A 20,431-nucleotide genomic window follows, 5' to 3' on the forward strand; every position below is an offset into this window, starting at 1 on the left:
CACATGAGACCAGCATCCACCCCCGCGAGACGTGCCGGTACACCCGTTCGCGCGGCGATTCCGCTCGCGGTCGCGCTGTCGATGGTGACGCTCCTCTCTTCGGGGCGCGTCGAGGCGAGCCCCCCCGACCCGGCGTCCGGGACGATCTCCTTCGGCGAGATCAGGGCGGGGATGAAGGGCTATGGGAGAACCGTATTCCTCGGGACGAAGATCGAGTCGTTCGACGTCGAGGTGATCGGCACGCTGACGAACATCGCCCCGAAGAAGAACCTGATCCTCGCCCGACTTTCGGGGGGGCCGCTGGCGATCACGGGGGTGCTCGAGGGAATGAGCGGCAGCCCCGTCTACCTCGACGGCCGGCTGGCGGGGGCCGTCGCCTACGCCTGGGGCTTCGCGAAGGAGCCGATCTGCGGTGTCACGCCGATCGACGAGATGATCGACGTGATGTCGCGCGCGGCCTCCGCCGACTCGGCCTCCGCCGCGTGGCCGAGGATCGGCGACCCCGGTTCGACGGCGCTCCTGACGGAGCCCGGACGCGCGTCGGCCTTCCTGAGGGAGAGGATCACCCGCCTGGTCGCGTCGGGAGGCCCCGGCCTCACTCCGATGCGGCTTCCTCTCGTGTTCGGCGGAGCCGCCCGCTCCGGTGCGGCCGGCGCGGAAATGGACGCGTTCAGGCGCGCGTTCCAGAGCCTGGGGCTCTCGCCGGTCGTCGCGGGGGGCGCCGGGGGCGACTCCGGCCGGCGTGACGACGCGCCGTTCGAGCCGGGCTCGGCGCTCGGCGTTCAAATCGTGCGGGGTGACGTCGAGACGGCGGCCATCGGGACCGTGACGTTCGTCCGCGGCGACGAAATCGTCGCGTTCGGTCACCCTTTCTTCAACCTCGGCCCGACCGCGCTTCCCATGACGCGGGCGTACGTGCACGGGTACTTCCCTTCTCTGGAAAACTCCTTCAAGCTCGCCAGCGCCACCGGCCCCGCCGGGATGATCACGCAGGACCGGTTCCCCGGGATCGCGGGGAACGTCACGGCCCAGGCCGCGATGGTCCCCGTCACGCTCCACGTCTCGTCGGGCAAGGGGCGGGAGGAGACGTACAGGTTCGAGATCGCCGCGGATCCGCTCATCACTCCGATTTTCCTCCACATGTCGGTCCTCGAGATCCTCTCGGCGTCGGAGAAGGACGTCGGGGACGTGACAGTCTCCCTGCGGAAGGGCTCGAAGATCCGGCTCGAGGGAGGACTCAAGGTCGACATCGAGAACCTCTACTCGGGAGACGAATCCGAGGTGATGGCGTCGGCGACCGTGGCGTACATGACGTACCTCCTGATGAACAATCCCGACCGGCCGTCGCACGTCGAGGGGATCGATCTCGACGTCGCGTACGCGGACGACCGGCGGCTCGCGCGGATCGACCGGGTATGGTGCGACCGCTACTCCGCCGCCCCCGGGGAGACGATTCCCCTCCACGTCTCGCTCGTCCCGTACCGCGGCGAGCCCGTCACGGTGACGATCCCGCTGGAGATTCCGAAGGAGGCCCCCGAAGGGAGGGCGCTCCTCCAGGTCGGCGACGCGCTCACGCTCAGCCGGATGGAGTACCAGGCCGGCGGCGCGTCGTTCCAGCCGGCGAGCCTCGAGCAGCTCGTCTTCCTGCTCAACCGCATCCGAACGAACAACACCATCTACGCGACCCTCGTGCGCCCGGACAACGGAGCCTTCGTCGCCGGGGAGAGGCTGCCGAACCTGCCGCCGTCGATCGCCTCCGTGCTGGTGCCGCCGGAGCTCGAGGGGAGCGGATCGGGGCGGCTTCGCCTCCGCGGCATCCTCGAGCAGGAGCGGAGCACGGATTTCGCGCTGCGGGGCTACCAGAAGACCATGATCGAGATCCGCCGATGAACCGGAGCGCGTCGATGCTGGCGGCGATCCTCGCCGGCCTCTCGCTGGGGGCCGCCCCCGCGACGTGGGTGCATCCCGAAGCGCGCGGCACCGACGACGGCGCCGAGAGCGTCTCTCTGGCCGAGAACGGCTGGATCCTCCTGGCCCCCTCCGCGAAAGAGATCCTCCCCGGCGATCAGAAAATCCCGTCGCCCCCGTTCCTCTGGTCGTGCGCGGTGGATCTGAAGGGCTCGCTCCTGGCCGGAGGCGGATCCGACGCCGTCGTGCTGCGGCTCGATCGCAAGGGCAAGCCCGAGCCGGTCTTCGACAACCAGGCCCTCGGCGTGCGCGCGCTGGCGACGAGCGTCGCGGGCGACGTCTTCGTCGGCACGTTCCCCAGCGGGCGCGTCTACCGCGTGAACGCCTCCGGCAAGACGGAGGTCTACTTCGAGCCCGAGGAACGCTACATCTGGGCCATGGCGACCGACGCCTTCGATCGCCTCTACGTCGCCACCGGCGAGCGCGGCCTCATCTACGAGGTGACCGGCCGCGGCGAGGGGCGCGTCTTCTTCGACAGCGACGAGCCCCACATCTCGGCGCTCGCGGCGGATCCGTCGGGTCGGATCCTCGCGGGAAGCGTCGGGAGGGGTCTGCTCTACCGCCTCGACTCCCGCGGCCACGCCGAGGTGATTCTCGACTCGTCGCTCGTGGAGATCTCCGCGATCGTCGCGGCCTCGGACGGGACCGTCTACGCCGCCGCCATCAATCCTCCGGCCCCCCGGAGACCGCGCCGGCCCGGCGACACGACGGACCAGATGACGATCGACATCGCCCCCTCCTCGGGGGACGGCGTCCTCGAGGAGGCGACCGAGGGGCGCCGGAAGCTGACCATCGATCTCGGGGAGCTGGTGCCGCCGGCGGCGGAAGGGAGCGCGGTGCCGCCGCTGTCGCGCGTCTACAGGATCGTCCCCGGACACACCCCCGACGCGCTGTGGACCTCGAGCACCGAGCAGGCGTATTCGCTGGCGCTCGACGCGCACGGGCACCTGCTGATCGGAACGGGCCCCTTCGGCCGCATCTACCGGATGGAGCCGGACGGCGCCGCGACGGAGCTGCGCCGGTTCCCCGTCTCGCAGATCACCGCACTGGTGGGCGCGCCGGAGGGGAGGACGTACGCGCTCACGAGCAATCCGGGCAGAATCGAGATGATCGAGAGCGCGCTCGAGTCGACGGGACGTTACCTCTCTCCCGTGCGCGACGCGGGAGTGGTGTCGAGCTGGGGGAGCGCGCGATGGGACGCGGACACGCCGCCGGGGACGAAGATCGACATCGTGGCGCGTTCCGGGAACAGCGCCGTCCCCGACGACACGTGGAGCACGTGGTCGGACCCGCTCCGCGAACCGAGGGGCAGCCCGCTCCGGATCGCCGCCGGTCGCTACATCCAGTGGCGCGCCGACCTCACGAAGCTCAAGACCGAGGCGACGCCGATTCTCAAGAGCGTCTCTTTGACGTGGCTTCCGGAGAACATCGCGCCGACGATCCGCCGCGTCGCCCTCGGGCCGCCCGCCGCGGCGCGCCCGAAGGACGAGCCGCGGGCCGCCTCACTGTGGGTCTCGTGGTTGTCGGCCGACGCCAACGGCGACCCGCTCCGCCACACGGTGTCCGTGAAGCGCGCCGACGAGAGCGAATGGAAGACGCTCGGCCGCGACGTGAAGGAATCGCCGTTCGAGATCGACCCGACGAAGCTGGCCGAAGGAAGGTACGTGGCGCGCGTCGTCGTCGACGACGGGGAGACCAACGGCGCGGAGCGGGCGCTGACGGGCGAGGCGAAATCCGACGCGTTCGACGTGGATCGGACGGCCCCCGTCATCACCCCTGCCGCGCCGGAGGAGTCCGCCGGGCAGGTCACCGTGCGCTTCTCCGTCAGGGACGCGCTGAGCCTGGTGGCGCGCGCGGAGTGGGCCGCCGACGAGAGCGGGCCCTGGGTCGCGCTGACGCCGGCGGACGGCATCGCCGACACTCCCGAGGAGGATTTCGTCGTGCGCCCCTCCCCTTCCGACGCCCGACGTCGTATCTTTCTTCGCGCGGCGGATGCGGCCGGCAACGTCTCCACTCTCGAGGTGAACCTCACCCGCCCCCGCTGACGCGAGTTCACGGAGCTGGCATGTCGCATTCGATCCGCGCGGTCTGCAGCGGCGCGCTCGCTCTGGTCGTCCTCGGCGCCGTCTCGTGGGCGCGATCCTGCCCCGACGATACCCCCCGCGACGGGGGGACGGTCGTCTTCGCGGAGGCCGCCGAGCCCGCGAACCTCAATTGCCTCAGATCCAGCGACAGCCCGGTCATCAACATCTGCCGCTGGGTGGGCGATTCGCTCCTCGCCTACGATCGAGACCTTGCCGTCGTGCCGCGGCTCGCCTCCTCGTACGAGCTCGCGCCGGACGGCAGGACGCTCACGTTTCACCTGCGCAAGGGAGTCCGCTGGCACGACGGCAAGCCGTTCACCGCGGACGACGTGCTCTACACGATTCGCCAGATCCGCGCCCCGGGCGCACGCATCCTGGGCACGCTCGCGACCCATTTCGCGTCACTCGAGTCGGTCACGGCGCCGGACGAGTTCACGGTCGTGAGCCGTTACCGCGAGCCGTACGCTCGGGCCGTCGACACATGGATCCGCACGACCATTCTGCCGGCGCACCTTCCGTTCGAGCCCGGGGCCGATGCGCCGACCGACCGCCGGCCGATAGGGACCGGCCCGTTCAGGTTCGTGACGTGGGATCCGCAGGAGAGAATCGTGCTGGAGGCGAACCCTGATTACTTCCTCGGACGCCCTCACCTCGATCGCATCGTCGTCCGATTCCTTCCCGATCTTCACACCCGTTCGATGGCGGCGCTCGCGGGAGACGTCGACATCTCGAACCTCGCCACCGGCGACATTCCGGAGAGCGACGCGGGCCTGCCGGTGCGCACGGTTCGCTTTCCGGCGAACGGGGTCATCGCGGTCATCTGGAACGTGCGGGAGTCGCGACATCTCTTCGCCGACGCCCGGGTCCGTCGTGCGCTCGCGCTCGGGTTCGATCGCCAGGGATACATCGATCGGATTCTGAAGGGCCTCGCGCGCCCCTCGACGTCCACATTCCTCCCGGAATCCTGGGCCCACGACCCGAGAGTGAAGCCGCTGCCCTACGATCCGGATCTCGCGCGCAAGCTGCTTCGAAAGGCCGGTTGGCGCGATCGCGACGGAGACGGCATCCTGGACACCGCCTCCGGACCCGCCGCCTTCACCCTCACTTACCCCGCAGGTCAACCCCCGATCGAGACGCTCGCCGTGCTCCTGCAGTCGTCGTTCAAGAACCTCGGCCTCGACGTCCGACTCGAGCCGCTCGAGTACCACGTGTGCAATCAGCGCGTGCAGGAGCATCAGTTCGAGGCGGCGGTCAAGCCGTGGGGTCTTGATTCCGATCCCGATCCCTCCGATTTCTTCGAGTCGTCGCGCTGGCCCGGTGGGCAGAACTTCGGCGGCTACGCCTCCGCGGAGATCGATCGTCTCGTGGAGCAGGGCCTGCACACCATGGCCATCCCCGAGCGCGCGGCGATCTACCATCGGCTGGAGGCGATGCTGCAGGACGAGCAACCGTACATGTTCGTGACGCACATGACCGCCGTGATCGCGCTCAATCGGAATCTCCGGGGAATCGAGTTCGGCACCGCGTCGATTTACGGCTACCCGGCGCCGATCAGCTGGTGGCGTTTGCCCGCGGCGACGTCCTCGCGGTGACGCTCCGGAGACTGCTGCGCCGCGCGACGCTGGCTCTGGTGACCTTCCTCATCGCGACGGCCACGCTCTACGTCGCGATGCGCGCGCTTCCGGGAGGCCCATGGGGTGACGATCCCCTCATCCCCGGGCCCGTCCTTCAGGAGTGGCGGGCGCGGCACCATCTCGACGACGGCGTCGTCGCCGGGTACGCGGCGTGGCTCCTCGACGTCGCGGCGTTCCGTCTCGGGACTTCGTACACCGTCGCGCCTGGAGAGGACGTCGCGAGGATCATCGGCCGCGCCGCGCCGACGAGCCTCGCGCTCGGGTTGCTCGGACTGGGACTCGGGCTCGTCATCGCCGTCGCCGCGGCGATGGCCGCGGCGGCGCATCCGGGCGGGCCGTGGGATCGCGGCTGGTCGGGCCTCGTGTACCTTCTGTACGCCGTCCCCGGGTTCTGGCTGGCGATCCTCCTTCAGAACCTCTTCGCCCAGCGGCTTCACTGGGTTCCCCTGTTCGGGAGCGGGAGCGACCTGAGACCGACCGGCGTCGCGGCGGCCGACCTTCTCGCGAGAGCGCGCCACTGGTTGCTGCCCCCCCTGTGCCTCGCGCTGGGAAGCCTGGCGCTCCTGTTTCGCTCGACGCGTGCGGGGCTTCTCGACGCGTCACGCTCGCTTTTCGTGCGCGCCGGCCGGGCTCGAGGGATTCCGAGGCGAAGCCTGATCGCGAGGCACGCGTTCGCGGGAGTCCGAATCCAGCTCGCCACGTGGGCGGCCCTTGCCGCGCCGTCTCTGGTGGGCGGGAGCGTCGTCGTGGAGAAGATCTTCGGTTTCCCCGGCGTGGGCCGGCTCTTCCTCGCGGCCATCGAGAAGAGGGACTACCCGCTCGTCATGGGCATCGGCGTCTGCCTCATCGGCGTCTCGGTTCTCGCGAGCGCCGCGGCCGACGCGGCCTACGAAGTTCTCGATCCTCGCCTGAGCCGGGCGCGGGGGCGCGCGTGAACCGGGCGCTCGCCGCGGGGATCGGCGTTCTCACGCTGCTCGCGGCTCTGGCGGCCGGGGCGCCGGCCCTCAGCGCGGCGGGAGTTCTCGCGAGACCCGATGCGCTCGACACCTCGGCCGGCCTCGCCCCTCCGTCGCTCGAGCACTGGATGGGGACCGATGAGCTCGGCCGCGACGTCCTGTCCAGGGTGCTTCACGGCGGGAGGCCATCGCTGGTCTGCGCGTTCGTCGCGACGCTCGTGGCTCTGGGCGTCGGGCTTCCGGCGGGAGCCCTCGCGGGTCTGCGCGGCGGGTGGTGGGATCTCATCCTGACCCGCCTCATGGAGGCGACGACGGCGGTCCCGGCCCTGCTGGTAATTCTGCTCCTCGCTGCCATTCTTCCGGGCGATCCGGATCGCGCCGGGTCGGCACGGCTCGTCCCGCTCGCGGTGGCGATCGGATTGACGCGATGGGCCGTGATCGCGCGTTACGTCAGAGGCGCCGTCGTGCAGGCCCAGGCGGAGGACTACGCGGCCGCCGCGGAAGCGCTCGGAGCGGGGCGAGCGCGCGTTCTGTTCCGCCACCTGCTGCCCGGAGCGTTGACCCCGGCGCTCGTCACGGCGGCGTTCGGCGCCGGCTCCGCGATTCTGGCCGAATCGGCCCTCAGCTTCTTCGGCCTCGGAACGCACGAGCCCTTGCCGTCCTGGGGAAAGATGATCGCGTCCGCCGCCGTCTGGCCCCGAGCGTGGTGGTTGATCGTGGCGCCGGGAGCGGTGATCGCGATCGTCGTGATGGGGTTCAATCTCTCGGCCGAGGGACTGCGACTGCGCGCGGCCTCGGGACGCGAGGAGACTCAGCCGCGGGTCGGCGGCGGGTTCAGGCTTCCGGATCGATAGCCCGCGAGGTCGGCGCAGACGAACCTGAAGCCGGCTGCGCGGATCGCCGCGGTGACGCGCTCGCGGCGCTGCGGATCGAGCAGGCGCTCGAAATCCCCGGGGAGGCACTCCACGCGCGCGATCTCGCCATGGTCCCGGACCCGAACCTGGCGGAATCCCTCGGCGCGCAGCGCCGCCTCGGCCCGCTCCACCCGGCTCAGGAGCGTCGCGTCGATGCGTGTGCCGAACGGGATCCGCGAGGAGAGGCAGGCGGCCGCCGGCTTGTCCCACGTGCGGAGCCCGAGGTGCCGGCTGATCTCGCGGACATCCGCCTTCGACACCCCCGCGTCGAGCAGCGGGGCGATCGCGCCGGCCTCGCGGGCCGCGTCCATCCCGGGACGGAAATCGCCGAGATCGTCGGTCACCGCCCCGTAGGCCATCACCGGGATCCCGAGCCGCTCGGACTGCTGCTTGAGGATCCGGAAGAGCTCGGACTTGCAGAAATAACAGCGTCGGGGCGAATTCTCCGCGTACCCCTCGATCGACATCTCCTGCGAATCGATGAGGAGGTGCCGGACGCCGATCTCGCGAGCGAGCGCGGTGGCATCCTCGACCTCGCTCGCCGGTATCGAGGGGGAGACGGCGGTGACGGCGACGACGCGGCCGGGGAAGACCCCCTCCGCCACCCGGACGAGAAGCGTGCTGTCGGCGCCCCCTGAAAAGCCGACGATCATCGGGCCCGCGGAGGCGATGTTCCGGCGGAGACGCTCGTAGGCGACCGCGGCGCGGGGCGTCAGGGCATTGGCTTCGGCGGATGGCGTGGGGGTCACGGAGATCTCCAAGACTCGCGCGTTCGTCAGCGACGGGAACCCCGTGAGCCTAGGGACCCCGCCCGTCGGGTGTCAAGCTACCAGAGTTTCGATTGGCCCCTGGTGCCACACCCCTCCGTCGTGATGCCGAGGTGGCGGGCGGCGCTCTCCGTCGTCTGCCGGCCGCGTGGGGTCCGATCGAGGAACCCGATCTGCATCAGGTACGGCTCGACCACCTCCTCGAGAGTGTCGGGCTCCTCCCCGATCGCGGCTGAAATCGTGGCGAGCCCCACGGGGCCGCCTCCGAACTTCTCGAGGATCAGACGAAGGACGCGGCGGTCGGTGTCGTCGAGGCCGTAGGCGTCGACGGCGAGACGCTCGAGCGCCTCGGAGGCGACGATCGTCGAGACGATGTCGGCGCCGGCCACCTGGGCGAAATCGCGGACCCGGCGGAGAAGGCGGTTGGCGACGCGCGGAGTGCCCCGGGATCGTCTCGCGATCTCCATGGCCCCGCCGCCGTCCACGCGGACGCCCAGGATCGTCGCGGACCGGCGGACGATGGCGGCGAGATCCGACTCCGAGTAGAAGCCCAGGTGGTGAACGATGCCGAACCGATCCCGGAGGGGAGACGTGAGGAGGCCGATGCGCGTCGACGCCCCCACGAGAGTGAAGCGCGGGAGGTCGAGGCGCACGGACTTGGCGGAGGGTCCCTGCCCGATGATGATGTCGAGCTTGTAGTCCTCCATCGCCGGATACAGGATTTCCTCGAGCGTGGGCGAGAGTCGGTGGATCTCGTCGATGAAGAGAACGTCGCCGGGCTCCAGATTCGTGAGCAGCGCCGCGAGATCGCCGGCCTTGTCGATGGCGGGTCCCGAGGTCGTGTGGAGAACCGCGCGCTGCTCGGTGGCGATGATGTGGGCCAGCGTCGTCTTCCCCAGCCCCGGGGGGCCGTAGAGAAGAACGTGATCGACGGCTTCGCGGCGCTCTCGCGCCGCGCGCAGGAATATCGAGAGGTTTTCCTTCACCTGGGTCTGGCCGATGTACTCCTTGAGGGACTTCGGTCTGAGCGACTGGTCGAATCCCGCGTCTTCGTCCAGGCTGTCCGGTCGGATGAGATCGGCGGCCGCTCCGGTCGTCCCGGGCGCGGTGGCGGCGACCTTGTCGCCCCCCTTCTTGCCGCGCGCGCGCGATGGCGACGCTTCCTTCACCTGTTCCTCCTCGCGATCTTCGGACCGACCTCGGCCCCGGCGGCGGGAATCGATTCGGCGCCGGCGCCCGACGGGCGGCGCGGCGACTTCGCCAGGCGCCGCAGCGTGTCGCGCAGCAGCCCCTCTAGCGGATCCGCCTCACCGGCCGCGGCGAGCGTCTCCTCGACCGCAGGGGCGATCTGCACCGCGCGATAGCCCAGATTCTCGAGCGCGGACATCAGGTCGCCGCGCCGCCCGCTCCCGGGGCGGGACGCCTGGGGGCCGAACGCCGCCGGAAGCCGGTTCAGCGCGCCGCTGAGCTCGAGCACGATGCGCTCGGCGGTCTTCGCCCCGACCCCCGGCACCTGCGTCAGCCGGGCCGTGTCGCGGAACCGAATCGTCTGCACGAGATCGGCCGGCTCGAGGTGCGAGAGCAGTCCGGTGGCCAGGCGCGGGCCGATCCCGGGAACACCGATGAGCTTCTCGAAGAGATCGCGCTCGGGGCGGGTGTCGAATCCGAAGAGCGCGATGGCGTCCTCCCGCACATGCGTGTGGATGCTCAGAGTCACCGTCGAGCCCGGAGCCGGGAGCCGGCTGAAGGTGGTCAGCGGGATCGTGACGCGATACCCGACGCCTCCCGCCTCGACCAGGACCTCCCCGGGCTCGCTCTCGATGAGGCGTCCTGTCAGGCTCCCGATCACATCGCCCCCGTCCGGAGATCGGCCGCTGCTCTCTCGCGCACCGCCCCGGGCATTATAGGCCCGGCTCCTTTGGAGAAGATACCGGGGCTGCGGGGCCCGGAGATCGATCGATCCTTTCGAGCAGGCCTCGCGCGTCGGGCTGCCCGGGCGAACGCGCAAGGCTCATCGTCACGGCGCGCCTCGCGTCCTCGGTGGCGCCGTTCACGTAACAGGCGTAGGCGAACGCGTTGAGCGTCTCGATGCGCTCGGCGATGGGGCCGGCGTCGCCCATGACCCGGCGCGCAGCCGGAAGATCGCGGCTGTCCCCGAGCGCGACGATCAGGCTCGCGACCACGGCGGGATTCGAGGGGTCGATCTGCCGCGCGCGCTCGAGGAGGCGGACCGCCTCGGTGAACTCCCCTCCCCGCGCCCTGAGGCCCGCGAGGTTCGCGAGCGTGGCGACGTGCCGCGGGCTGGACTCAAGGGCGTGGTTGAGGATCCCGAGGGCGTCCCCGCGCCGGCCCGCCTTCTCGTACGCGACGGCGAGGAGGTTGGCGACGACGACCCCGTCGGGGCGCGCCTTCCGCGCCCTCTCGAGGATCGAGACGTTTCCGGCGTCGTCGCCTCGGGCGGCGAGCAGCCGGCTCGCCTCGACGATCGCGTCGGTGGACGCCGGCTCGATGGCGAGCGCCGATCTCAGCGCCGAGAGGGCGTCGGCATCACGGCCCGCCGCCGCGAGGAGCAGGCCGAGCGCGGTGAACCGCGCCGGCTCGAGCCCTTCGCGGCGCGTGAGCCGCTCGAACATCGTCGCGCCCTCGACCGCGCGCCCCTGCGATCGACAGTATCGGGCGACGCTCAGGTAGTTCCTGGCGTCAAGATCGTCCGCCTCGCGAAGCGTGTCCTCGAGGCGCCGCCACCCTTCCTCCGCCTTTCCGGTGGCGATCAGAGACTGCGCCAGGCCAAGGCGCGCGGGCACGAACGCCGGGAGAACCGCGAGGGCCGCCTCGTACTCGACCGAGGCTTCCTTGAGCCTTCCGGCAGCGAAGAGCGCGTTCGCGACGTTGACGTGGCTCGTCGCCGTCCCCGGCACGCCTCCTCGCGCTCCCTGCGCCGGATCCTGGTGACCGCGTTCGGCCGAACCGATGTATCCGAGCGCGGTCAGCTTCGCCAGCAGCTCGCCGTCGGCCTCAGAGCCGGCGGACGATGCGTCGGCGGGACGGCGGCCCTTCGTGCGTTCGTACGTGGCGACCTCCGCCGCCGGGGGAGGCGGGAGCGCGCCCGTTCCGATGAGTTCCGCGATCGGGTGCCCGGGCATGTCGCGGGCGGCGGGGATGGAGAGGAGCGACAGGATCGTCGGGGCGATATCCAGTATCGACGGATCGCGTGGAAGCCTCCCGCGCGCGACGGTCGGCCCGGCGGCGAGGATGACGCCATCGAGCGTGTGCCACCGGCCGGGCTTCCCCTCGATGTCCGGGGGCACGTCGAGCGGCCGGCGATCGCCGGACGCGAATCCATGGTCGGAGACGACGACCACGACCGTGTCGGGGGACGACGCCGCAACGAGTTCGCCGATGAGCCGATCCTGGAGCCTGTAGAAGTTGTCGACCGCGTGAGCGAAGGCCCCGGCCTTCGCCGGGTCCGCCCACCGCATGGCGGGAGGCTCATACACGGCGAACCTGTGATTGACCTCGTCGAGCCCCTCGAAATAGACCAGGGTGAGCGGGCTCTGTCCGCGATGGAGGCGATCGAGCGCAATCCTGTGATAGCTCCTCGTGGCGGCCAGGATCCGGAGCAGATGCGCCTCGGGATCCTGCCAGGAGGCGCGGCCCGGGAGCATCCCGCGAACCCGCGCGAACTCCGGCTCGGTGACGTCGATGATCGAGCGCAGGTCTTCGAGCGTCACCTGCTCCGGGCGCACGATCATCCGGGAGATCTGAGGTTCGATGGAAGGGGGGTTGACCAGCCCATCGGTCGGGATCGCCCCCTCCGGCTCCATCAGCGAGTAGGCAACGTGATCCGTGACCATCTCGCCGGCAACCCGTTCGGCGGGCCACGTGGCCCACCAGCCGACGGTGAGCGATGGGATGCCGAATCGGGTGAGAATCGACCACAGCGCCTCGGCTGTCCGCGAGCGGCTCGAGATGGGGATTCGCGTTCCGGTCGCAGGGTCGGCGGTCACGAAATCGGAGATGCCATGCTGTTCGGGCCCCTTGCCCGTCGCCATGGTGGTCCAGAGCAGCGGCGAGAGCGTCGGGATGCTGGACTTGAGCACTCCCCATGCGCCGCGATCCCTCAGCGCGCGCAGCGCGGGCAGATCTCCCGATTCGGCGAGCGGCTCCAGTCTCGCCCAGTCCGCCGAGTCCACGCCGATGACGAGCACCGGGTGCCGCGGAGCCACGTGCGCCCTGATCGCGGCCGCCACGTCGGGCCGCTCATCGCCTGGCGTGGCTCCCCCGTCCGCAGCCTCGATGCGGAGGACGACCGAATCGGGGACGACCCCGATGGACGCGAGAGAGGCCTCCAGGCGACGACTCGCTCCGGCCGTGACGTCCGGCGAACCGCCGGCAGGAATCGTGGTCGGCGGCAGCGATCGGACGGCGACGTCGATCGCGCCGCGGGCGGCGGCGTCGAGATCACCGGCACTGAGAAGATCGAACAGGGCGCGAGGCATCGCGCGCGCCGGGTCGAGATCCAGATCGTACCCGGCGTGAAGCGACGCCCCCTCCGGCGAGATGAACGTCGCGGTCCCCGCCAGATGCCGGGTCGAGCCCACGGTCGCTCGGCACTCCTCGACGATGGGCCAGCGAAGGTGAACTCCAGGCGCCACGCGGCGAGCCAGGCGGTCGGCGGCCCCGGAGCAGACGACCATCGACCCCGGGGGAACGCGAACGACCGAACTGAGCGTCGCCGCGGCAGCCAGCGCGACCGCGAGGCCCCACGCCGCCCGGCGCGCACGCGTGGTCACGCGCCCGGACCTCTCCTCGTGTTCGCGTGGCAGAGCGCGACTGCGAGCGCGTCCGAAACGTCGTGGATCGCGTCACCCAGTCGGATTCCGAGCAGACGCTCGATCATGGAGCGCACCTGGACCTTGTCGGCCCGCCCCGCGCCGGTCACGGCCTTCTTCACGGCAAGGGGAGCATAGGCGAAGAGCGGGATGCCCCGGCGGGCTATTTCAACGACGAGCGCCCCCCGCGCGTGCGCAAGCTGCAGCGCGCTGCGCGCATTCACCGCATGGAATAGGTCCTCGACCGCGGCTTCGTCCGGCCTGGCCTCGTCGAGGACAGCGCCCAGCGCGTCCGCCATGTGGAGGAGTCGCGACGGGAAGGAACCGGACGCGGGAGAGTGGAGTGCGCCGTGGGCCAGGACCTTGACGACCGCCCCGCGCTTTTCGAGAACCGCGTAGCCGGTCACGCGTGAACCGGGATCGACGCCCAGAATTCGCGTCACCGCAGCCGGGGGGGTGGAGCTCCGCCGAGCGCGCTGGAGTGGCGGGACGTCAGGCCTCCATGTCGGCTTCGTCGATGTCGAAGTTCGCCCAGACGTTCTGGACGTCCTCGTGATCCTCGAGCACCTCGATGAACCCGAGCACCCGCTTCGCGACGGAGCCTTCCGCTCTGACGGTCGTCTTCGGAAGCATCTTGACCTCGGAGTGGAGGACGGGCAAGGTCTTGGCCTTCACGACGTTCAACACGGTTTCGAATTGATCCGGGGAACAGATGAGCTCGAAGTTTTCGCCGTCGGCGCGCACGTCGTCACCGCCGGCCTCGAGCACGAGCTCGACGAGGTCGTCCTCGGTGAGGACGGACGGCCCGATCACGATGTATCCCTTCTTCTCGAACATCCAGCTCACGCTGTTGTGATCGCCGAGATTGCCGCCGTACTTCGTGAACATGTGCCGGATCTCGGGTAACGTGCGGTTCTTGTTGTCCGTGACCACGTTCAGGATGATCGCCACACCGCCAGGTCCGTACCCTTCGAAAGTGACCTCTTCGTAGGTCACGCCTTCCAGCTCGCCGGTCCCCTTCTTGATGGCCCGGGTGATGTTGTCGGCCGGCATGTTCGCTTCCTTGGCGGCAAGAACCGCCGTGCGAAGCCGCGGATTCCCCGTCTGATCGCCTCCACCGATCCGTGCGGCGACCGTGATTTCCTTGATGAGCCGGGTGAAGATCCGCCCACGCTTCGAGTCGGCTGCGGCTTTCTTGTGCTTGATCGTCGCCCACTTGGAATGGCCACTCATCGAACTGTCTCCAACTCGGAAAAGGTGAGGGGCATTGTAGCATAGCCCTCCCGCATGCAGGGCATTCCCCGGCCACGCTTCATCCGACGTCGTCTCTTCGGATCGCCGGGCCGTCCGGCATATCACGCGGCGGATGCACCGGAGCCAGGCGGGGGGCCATCGATGTCGGCAGTCGGAGTGACCTGCTCCCCGAGTCGCTTCGCTTCGAGATGGTCGCGGCTCACGCCAGAAACAGTGATGCCCGCGGTGGGTTGGGCCCGACCGCGGGCATCAGAACTTATCCCGGCGACGACCTACTCTCCCACACCGTTGCCGGTGCAGTACCATCGGCGCTGGAGGGCTTAACTTCCGTGTTCGGAATGGGAACGGGTGTGACCCCTCCGCCAGGGCCGCCGGGAAGCCGGATATTGCTGCAAGTCCGAGCTTCTGTCAAGCAATTCCTGCGTCAGAAGTGAAATCGAATGCCGAAACCGAAGTTGAAATTGGAGAGTCGAATCTGCCCGCCCTGGACGACGATCTTCTCCTCGGGCTTCCGGAATCCGGTGCCGCCGAAGCACGCGTCGAGCTTGCCGTCTCCGTTGTAGTCTTTCGGCGGCGGCGCCGTCTGAAAATCGCACACGTAGCGGAAGCCCGGATTGTTCGGATCGACGACCGGGTTCGGAGGCGAATTCTGCGCCAGGAAGATCTTGAGGCTGCCGTCCTTTCGGAACAGATCCTCGGAGAAAGCCGTCACGTCGATCTGGTCCTGCCCACCCTTCATCAGGATGTTGATGGCCTGACCGGAGACGCCGTACCGCGCGTCGAAGACGAGGCTGACGCGATCGTTGAAGAAATACTCGCCCCCACCCACGAATTGCCACATCAGCCCCCTGTCGATCGTGACCGAGGCCTGCCGGTTGAAGGGAGCGTTTCCATCCGTGTCGGGAGCCACGAGATTCTTGCCGAAGCGACCACCAAACTCATCGGTCACGCTGATGACGTGAAGGCTCTCGAGGCGGGTGTTGAGCGCGTCGACGGCATCCGACTGGTTGACGTTCGTCAGCAGGTAGCCGACGCCTGCGCCGATGTATGGATTGAAATTGCTGTCCTTGCGGAACCTCAGGATGCCGTTCAGCACCACGGGAATCTCGGTCACCTGGCCTGCGGTGATGGGAGTCTTCTCCGTCTTGGTCCGCGCGTTGTGGAACTCGCACGCCTCTCTAAACTTGAAGCCGGGGACAAGGCTGTTGGCATCGTGCGACGCGCAGGGGTCCCCCGAGAGGTTCGTCGTGAAGGGGACGACCTTGGTCGTGAAAACGTCGAAGTTGGTGATGCCGCCCTTGTAGTAGCCCGTGTCGAGTTGAACTGAGAAGCTGCTCGTCAACCCGTATCCGATGTGGCCGTCGAACTTCAGCGTCTGCTGGAGCTGCGTCTGGCGGGACAGGAGATCATCCGGCCTGGGGTCGCAGAAGACGTTCGATCGAGTCGCATCGCAGGAGATGACCTCACCCCGGTCTCCGGTGAAGGGGGCGCCATCCCGCCCGAGAGGAGCGATGATCAGCGCCGCATTGCTCCGGATGTTGTCGGTCGTGACGAGGACCGCGAGATTGCCGCCGACATAGAACTTCCCCTTGACGTCTTCGGCAAACGGGACGGAGGTGGCGAGCGCAGATACAAGAGCTAGAGCCAGGAGCCCAGCGGATTTCTTCATCGGTCTGCACGCCCCCCGCGGGACCCCGGTGAGAGCCGGGGCCAATCACGCACGAGCTCTTAGACTTGAGCGAGCGAGAGATGGTTTACGGGACTCCGCGCCGGGAGAGTGTATCCGACCAGGAGGGTAGGGTTCGGTCGTTGCAGGGTTGGGGAGCGTCGACTGCACTCGCTGAGAATATGACTGTGGTCAAGCCGTTCGACCGATTAGTACCGGTCAGCTGAGCGGGTTAACCCGCTTACACTTCCGGCCTATGGTACCTGGTAATCTCCCAGGGGTCTTATTCTGACCCGAAGGTCAGAGGGGATACCTCATCTTGAGGGGGGCTTCGCGCTTATATGCCTTCAGCGCTTATCCTTTCCGGACCTGGCTACCCAGCCATGCCCCTGGCGGGACAACTGGAACACCAGAGGTCCGTCCATCCCGGTCCTCTCGTACTAGGGACAGCTCCTCGTCAAGTATCCTACGCCCACGCTAGATAGGGACCGAACTGTCTCGCGACGTTCTAAACCCAGCTCACGTACCGCTTTAATCGGCGAACAGCCGAACCCTTGGGACCTAATTCAGCCCCAGGATGCGATGAGCCGACATCGAGGTGCCAAACCGCCTCGTCGATGTGAACTCTTGGAGGCGATAAGCCTGTTATCCCCGGCGTACCTTTTATCCGTTGAGCGACGGCCCTTCCATACAGAACCGCCGGATCACTAAGCCCTGCTTTCGCACCTGCTCGACTTGTAGGTCTTGCAGTCAAGCTCCCTTTTGCCTTTACACTCTACGGCTGATTTCCAAACAGCCTGAGGGAACCTTTGGGCGCCTCCGTTACAGTTTAGGAGGCGACCGCCCCAGTCAAACTACCCGCCTAACGATGTCCCCGGGCCGGTTGACGGCCCCAGGTTAGAACTCCAGCACGGTCAGGGTGGTATCTCACCATTGACTCCACGGAAGCCAAAGCTCCCGCTTCAAAGTCTCCCACCTATCCTGCGCAGATCGAGCCAGAGTTCACCGCTAAGGTGTAGTAAAGGTGCACGGGGTCTTTCCGTCTTAGCGCGGGAAACCGGCGTCTTCACCGGTACCACAAATTCGCTGAGCCCCTCGTTGAGACAGCGCCCAAATCGTTACGCCATTCGTGCAGGTCGGAACTTACCCGACAAGGAATTTCGCTACCTTAGGACCGTTATAGTTACGGCCGCCGTTTACCGGGGCTTCAGTTCAGAGCTTCTCCCCTTGCGAGGATGACCCCTCCCTTTAACCTTCCGGCACCGGGCAGGCGTCAGTCCCTATACGTCGTTTTTATGACTTTGCAGAGACCTGTGTTTTTATTAAACAGTCGCTTGGGCCCTTTCACTGCGACCCCATCGGGCTCATCTCGCGAGGAGACTTCACCCTACCGGGGCACCCCTTCTCCCGAAGTTACGGGGCTATTTTGCCGAGTTCCTTAACGAGGGTTCTCTCAAGCGCCTTGGGATATTCTCCCTGTCTACCTGTGTCGGTTTGCGGTACGGTCACCCGGAAAACTAGCTAGAGGTTTTTCTCGGCGGCGTGGAGTCAACAAGTAAACGCTTGGCCGAAGCCGCACGTCCCCGCTTTCCTCAGAGTTGATGGTCCCCCGGATTTGCCTAAGGGACCCTCCTTCGATTGCGGCGCAGCACTTCCGGTCGCTGCTATGCCTATCCTTCCGCGTCACCCCATTGCTTAAAACGCGTCCCGAGTGGTGCAGGAATATTAACCTGGCCATCCTTCGCCTACGCCTTTCGGCCTCAGCTTAGGTACCGACTTACCCTGAGCGGATTGACCTTGCTCAGGAAACCTTAGACTTTCGGCGGGAGGGGTTCTCACCCTCCTTATCGCTACTTATGCCGGCAGAGTCTCTTCCGATCGGTCCATCAGTCCTTACGGTCTGACTTCGCTCCTGACGGAATGCTCCCCTACCACCCCCCGGATCCGGAGATCTGGAGGGTCCGCAGCTTCGGTGACAGGCTTTAGCCCCGTTGGATTATCGGCACAGAGACGCTCGACCAGTGAGCTGTTACGCTTTCTTTAAAGGATGGCTGCTTCTAAGCCAACCTCCTGGCTGTCAGTGCACCTCCACATCCTTTCCCACTTAGCCTGTACTTGGGGACCTTAGCTGACGGTCTGGGCTGTTTCCCTTTTGACGACGAAGCTTATCCCCCGCCGTCTGACTCCCGCCCTGTAGGTTGGCGGCATTCGGAGTTTCGTTGGATTCAGTAGGCCTTTAAGCCCCCTAGTCCATCGAGTACTCTACCACCGCCAACAATCGGGCGAGGCTAGCCCTAAAGCTATTTCGGGGAGAACGAGCAATAACTAGGTTTGATTAGCCTTTCACCCCTAACCCCAGCTCATCCAAGTTGTTTTCAACCAACACTGGTTCGGGCCTCCACATGCTGTTACGCATGTTTCACCCTGGCCAGGGGTAGATCACCTAGCTTCGCGTCTACTCCACGCAACTGAACGCCCTATTCAGACTCGCTTTCGCTACGGCTCGCTTATCGCTTAACCTTGCTGCGTAGAGTAACTAGCCGGCTCATTATGCAAAAGGCACGCGGTCGGGCGTGCCGCGGCGAACCGCGGTATAGCCCTTCCACTGCTTGTAGACGCACGGTTTCAGGTACTATTTCACTCCCCTAAAAGGGGTGCTTTTCACCTTTCCCTCACGGTACTTGTTCACTATCGGTCGCAGGAGAGTATTTAGCCTTGGAAGATGGTCCTCCCGGATTCCCACAGGGTTTCTCGTGTCCCGTGGTACTTGGGAAACGAACTGGAAGCCAATTCAGCTTTCGTCTACGGGGCTGTTACCCTGTATCGCGCATCTTTCCAGATGCTTCGACTAGCCGATTGGTTTGTAACTTCCTGGCCCCCTCGTGGGGGGACCGCGCTCGCTCCCGCAACACCGTCGGAGAAACGCCCACGAGCTATCACGCTCCAACGGTTTGGGCTGTTCCCTTTTCGCTCGCCGCTACTCGGGGAATCGCTATTGCTTTCTCTTCCTGGGGGTACTGAGATGGTTCACTTCCCCCCGTTCGCGTATCGTTCCCTATGGATTCAGGCACGAACTCCCGGACATGACTCCGGGTCGGTTGCCCCATTCGGAAATCCTCGGGTCAAAGCCTGTATGCGGCTCACCGAGGCTTATCGCAGCTTGCCACGTCCTTCATCGCCTTCCTGCGCCAAGGCATCCACCGTACGCCCTTAGTAGCTTGACCAGCAGTCACATTCTCAGCGAATGCAATCATTGCTACCCCAATGCTCGCAATGTCAAAGACCGAACCCTCAGGGACGCTCCTTGATGAGCGCCTCCCGTATCTGATCGCCGTCGGCGCGCATGCGCTTCAGGCGGCTCGGAATCCTCGAGAACATCCCGCTCGGACTGCGTGGTGGAGAATACCGGGTTCGAACCGGTGACCTCCTGGTTGCAAACCAGGCGCTCTCCCAGCTGAGCTAATTCCCCGTCGCGACCACGATCGACGCAGCCGTTCCCGTCGAAGGCTGACGGATAACTGGTGGGCCTAGGTAGAGTTGAACTACCGACCTCACGCTTATCAGGCGTGCGCTCTAACCAACTGAGCTATAGGCCCAGACTAAGGAGCGTCAGCCGGTGTTCGGGCCAGTGGCCCAGCTGTTAAGCGACCGAGCGGCGAACCCGACAGGTCAAGGCGACCCTCGGGCTTGTTCTCTCAAAACTAAGTGGTGCGGCCATCCATGTGACCACCATCGACCTGGAATCATTCGAGTGAAAAAGACATCACGCGAATGTCTCCTAGAAAGGAGGTGATCCAGCCACAGGTTCTCCTACAGCTACCTTGTTACGACTTCACCCCAATCATCGACCACACCGTAAGTGCCTGCCTCCCTTGCGGGTTAGCGCAGCAATTTCAGGTGCAGCCGACTTTCGTGATGTGACGGGCGGTGTGTACAAGGCCCGGGAACGTATTCACCGCGGCGTGCTGATCCGCGATTACTAGCGATTCCAACTTCATGCAGTCGAGTTGCAGACTGCAATCCGAACTGAGAACGGCTTTTTGGGATTGGCTCCCCCTCGCAGGTTAGCGACCCTTTGTACCGTCCATTGTAGCACGTGTGTAGCCCTGGGCATAAAGGCCATGATGACTTGACGTCATCCCCACCTTCCTCCCCGTTTTCCGGGGCAGTCTCCCTAGAGTGCCCGGCATGACCCGATGGCAACTAGGAACAAGGGTTGCGCTCGTTGCGGGACTTAACCCAACATCTCACGACACGAGCTGACGACAGCCATGCAGCACCTCGGCTGGCTCCCTTGCAGGTCGCCCATACTTTCATACGGACTACCACCAGTCGTTCGAGCCCAGGTAAGGTTCT

The 20,431-nt window shown here is 66.7% G+C and carries 12 protein-coding genes, 2 tRNA genes and 3 rRNA genes; 5 read left to right on the forward strand and 12 right to left on the reverse strand.

What is annotated here, in order from left to right; all coding sequences use genetic code 11:
- Window positions 1-3: 3 nt before the first annotated feature.
- The 5 genes from HY049_04170 to HY049_04190 are packed head-to-tail and all read left to right on the forward strand — an operon-like array spanning window position 4 to window position 7,496.
- Window positions 4-1,890, forward strand: coding sequence for a hypothetical protein (locus HY049_04170; GenBank protein MBI3448104.1), 1,887 nt, complete (start codon window positions 4-6; stop codon window positions 1,888-1,890).
- Window positions 1,887-4,013 (forward strand): hypothetical protein, encoded by a 2,127-nt coding sequence (locus tag HY049_04175; protein ID MBI3448105.1) that lies wholly within the window; start codon window positions 1,887-1,889, stop codon window positions 4,011-4,013. Before HY049_04170 ends, HY049_04175 begins: the two co-directional genes overlap by 4 nt.
- A gap of 20 nt (window positions 4,014-4,033) precedes the next feature.
- Window positions 4,034-5,644 (forward strand): hypothetical protein, encoded by a 1,611-nt coding sequence (locus HY049_04180; GenBank protein MBI3448106.1) that lies wholly within the window; start codon window positions 4,034-4,036, stop codon window positions 5,642-5,644.
- The gene (locus HY049_04185) at window positions 5,611-6,621 is read left to right on the forward strand and encodes an ABC transporter permease (GenBank protein MBI3448107.1); all 1,011 of its coding nucleotides are present in this window, start codon (window positions 5,611-5,613) and stop codon (window positions 6,619-6,621) included. The genes HY049_04180 and HY049_04185 overlap by 34 nt, the downstream gene beginning before the upstream one ends.
- Window positions 6,618-7,496 carry an ABC transporter permease gene (locus HY049_04190; protein ID MBI3448108.1) on the forward strand — a complete coding sequence of 293 codons (879 nt, stop codon included), beginning with the start codon at window positions 6,618-6,620 and terminating at the stop codon, window positions 7,494-7,496. The genes HY049_04185 and HY049_04190 overlap by 4 nt, the downstream gene beginning before the upstream one ends.
- On the opposite strand, the gene larE is transcribed toward HY049_04190, so the two are convergent.
- The 12 genes from larE to HY049_04250 all read right to left on the reverse strand — a co-directional run.
- A complete protein-coding gene (gene larE / locus HY049_04195; protein MBI3448109.1) occupies window positions 7,454-8,209 on the reverse strand; it encodes an ATP-dependent sacrificial sulfur transferase LarE in 756 nt (251 codons plus the stop codon). The genes HY049_04190 and larE overlap by 43 nt on opposite strands.
- 173 nt (window positions 8,210-8,382) lie before the next feature.
- Entirely contained in the window at window positions 8,383-9,396 is a 1,014-nt protein-coding gene (gene ruvB / locus HY049_04200; protein ID MBI3448110.1) for a Holliday junction branch migration DNA helicase RuvB, read from the reverse strand.
- Window positions 9,397-9,488: 92 nt separating this feature from the next.
- Window positions 9,489-10,172, reverse strand: coding sequence for a Holliday junction branch migration protein RuvA (ruvA, locus tag HY049_04205; GenBank protein ID MBI3448111.1), 684 nt, complete (start codon window positions 10,170-10,172; stop codon window positions 9,489-9,491).
- Between the two features lie 52 nt (window positions 10,173-10,224).
- Window positions 10,225-13,116 carry an alkaline phosphatase family protein gene (locus HY049_04210; protein MBI3448112.1) on the reverse strand — a complete coding sequence of 964 codons (2,892 nt, stop codon included), beginning with the start codon at window positions 13,114-13,116 and terminating at the stop codon, window positions 10,225-10,227.
- A complete protein-coding gene (gene ruvC, locus HY049_04215) occupies window positions 13,113-13,562 on the reverse strand; it encodes a crossover junction endodeoxyribonuclease RuvC (protein ID MBI3448113.1) in 450 nt (149 codons plus the stop codon). The genes HY049_04210 and ruvC overlap by 4 nt, the downstream gene beginning before the upstream one ends.
- An 85-nt stretch (window positions 13,563-13,647) precedes the next feature.
- Entirely contained in the window at window positions 13,648-14,388 is a 741-nt protein-coding gene (locus HY049_04220) for a YebC/PmpR family DNA-binding transcriptional regulator (protein MBI3448114.1), read from the reverse strand.
- Between the two features lie 280 nt (window positions 14,389-14,668).
- Window positions 14,669-14,785: ribosomal RNA gene (gene rrf / locus HY049_04225) — 5S ribosomal RNA — on the reverse strand.
- Window positions 14,786-14,833: 48 nt separating this feature from the next.
- Window positions 14,834-16,078 (reverse strand): outer membrane beta-barrel protein, encoded by a 1,245-nt coding sequence (locus HY049_04230; protein MBI3448115.1) that lies wholly within the window; start codon window positions 16,076-16,078, stop codon window positions 14,834-14,836.
- A 184-nt stretch (window positions 16,079-16,262) separates the two neighbouring features.
- Window positions 16,263-19,300: ribosomal RNA gene (locus HY049_04235) — 23S ribosomal RNA — on the reverse strand.
- A 168-nt stretch (window positions 19,301-19,468) separates the two neighbouring features.
- Window positions 19,469-19,544 (reverse strand) — tRNA-Ala (locus tag HY049_04240).
- A 50-nt stretch (window positions 19,545-19,594) separates the two neighbouring features.
- A tRNA-Ile gene (locus HY049_04245) sits at window positions 19,595-19,671 on the reverse strand.
- 178 nt (window positions 19,672-19,849) lie between these two features.
- Window positions 19,850-20,431: ribosomal RNA gene (locus HY049_04250) — 16S ribosomal RNA — on the reverse strand; the annotation flags it as partial.

It is taken from the genome of Acidobacteriota bacterium (assembly GCA_016195325.1).
In the GTDB taxonomy this organism is placed as follows: Bacteria; Acidobacteriota; Polarisedimenticolia; order JACPZX01; family JACPZX01; genus JACPZX01.

Bases quoted from the DNA above. Each gene is read 5' to 3' on its own strand.
- HY049_04170 (MBI3448104.1), top strand. From the start codon at position 4: ATGAGACCAGCATCCACCCCCGCGAGACGTGCCGGTACACCCGTTCGC.
- HY049_04175 (MBI3448105.1), top strand. From the start codon at position 1,887: ATGAACCGGAGCGCGTCGATGCTGGCGGCGATCCTCGCCGGCCTCTCG.
- HY049_04180 (MBI3448106.1), top strand. From the start codon at position 4,034: ATGTCGCATTCGATCCGCGCGGTCTGCAGCGGCGCGCTCGCTCTGGTC.
- larE (MBI3448109.1), bottom strand. From the start codon at position 8,209: ATGATCGTCGGCTTTTCAGGGGGCGCCGACAGCACGCTTCTCGTCCGG.
- HY049_04220 (MBI3448114.1), bottom strand. From the start codon at position 14,388: ATGAGTGGCCATTCCAAGTGGGCGACGATCAAGCACAAGAAAGCCGCA.
- HY049_04230 (MBI3448115.1), bottom strand. From the start codon at position 16,078: ATGAAGAAATCCGCTGGGCTCCTGGCTCTAGCTCTTGTATCTGCGCTC.